This window comes from Photorhabdus sp. P32, assembly GCF_038085095.1.
GTDB lineage: Bacteria > Pseudomonadota > Gammaproteobacteria > Enterobacterales > Enterobacteriaceae > Photorhabdus > Photorhabdus luminescens.
On record NZ_JAZGJN010000117.1, the window covers coordinates 1 to 1524 of the forward strand.

Annotated in this window: 1 protein-coding gene; it reads left to right on the forward strand. The window is 35.0% G+C overall.

Annotated elements, in window-relative coordinates; genetic code table 11:
• Positions 1 to 670 precede the first annotated feature (670 nt).
• Positions 671 to 1231 carry a rhomboid family intramembrane serine protease gene (locus V2H77_RS00630; RefSeq protein WP_341497258.1) on the forward strand — a complete coding sequence of 187 codons (561 nt, stop codon included), beginning with the start codon at positions 671 to 673 and terminating at the stop codon, positions 1229 to 1231.
• Positions 1232 to 1524: the final 293 nt, after the last annotated feature.

A 1524-nucleotide genomic window follows, 5' to 3' on the forward strand; every position in this document is an offset into this window, starting at 1 on the left:
CAATATGTCGTTGAAACTCGACAGGAAGGCTAGGCCAATTTTTACTGATAGGTTGGGGAGCGTCCCCTTTATTTATTTGTGCATCATCATGATATTTAATGTTTTCTGCATCAAGGAATAAGTAGGTATTTGTATTCATTATTATATCTCCTCTATGGTAATTAATGTCTTAATTATTTAAATTTGCTATTTTTAGATAATATATGATAAAAATGGCATTTAAAGATTTTATTAATTATGAGCATTAATGGTTGTCGAAGAAAGGCCGAGGATTTGTTTCTTTCTTCTAACAATGAATATATCACTAAAATTTCATTTTCTTAATTTTATATATTTCTATTTTGAACTGTATAAAAATAGCATTTACCGTTTTATTTACATTATTTGCTAAGTTAAATGAGTAAAACATTTAATGGTGATAGGAAAATAAAAGCTTAATTGTTATTGACATTAAGGGTACAATTCTAATAAATTAATGCTTTGATATATGATTGTTTTTTATTATCAAGCCGAATTTGGTTGAACTAAAATAGAATTTATTTTTTACATCAAAACTGTTAAATTCCAAACTTTCGGGACATGGTGGTGGTCGTAGTGTCAACTCTGAGCAAACACCGTTATTGAGACAAAGTTCATTTTGATTTCTAATAAATCATAAGGCAACAACGCAGTGAAAACAGGGCTAAAACAACGCTTTCATATCCTAATAGGATTAGCAGTAATCCTGATCATCATTCAATTGTTTGATACTGTAACCGGTGGCGCACTAAGTAATTTCGGCATCATTCCCCGATACGCTCAAGGGTTAATGGGTATTCCACTATCTCCATTCCTGCATGGTAGCTGGGGGCACTTATTCAGCAATCTCCCGGCATTATTAGTATTGAGTGCGTTATTGATGGCACATTCTATTCGTTATTATGTGCTAGCCAGCCTGTTTATTATCTTTGTGGGTGGAACATTAGTTTGGTTATTTGGACGCACGGCTATTCATATTGGCGCCAGCGGATGGATTTTTGGTTTGTGGGGATTGCTGCTGGCTAACGCTTTTTTCCTGAGAAGAGTAAAAGATTTCTTCTTTGCGATTCTCGTGTTTATGTACTACGGCGGGATTGTGTTTGGCCTGTTACCGTGGCAAGAGGATATTTCAACGGAAGGCCATATCTTTGGCGCGATATCTGGGTTGGTTTTCTCTTGGCTGTCAAAGGAATGGGTAATAACGGGCCATTAGTTTTATGGTATTGGGGGTAAGTGGATTATCCCCATTTCAAATATTTATTAATAAACAGCAAAAAAATAAACTTGGTTATCTTTATTCCGAGAATAAATTACCATTTAAAATAGAATGTGACTTGGAGTAATTAGTTCTGAATCCTGCAACAGCCCGTTTGTGATAACGGGCTGCTATAACCACTAATTTTTTAATTTCGGGTGGTTATGTCCATTTCAACGCTGCATCATCTACAGGCTGCCCTAAAACTTGTTTATCTTTTTTGTAATCATGCGGAACCTGCCAGTTTGAAC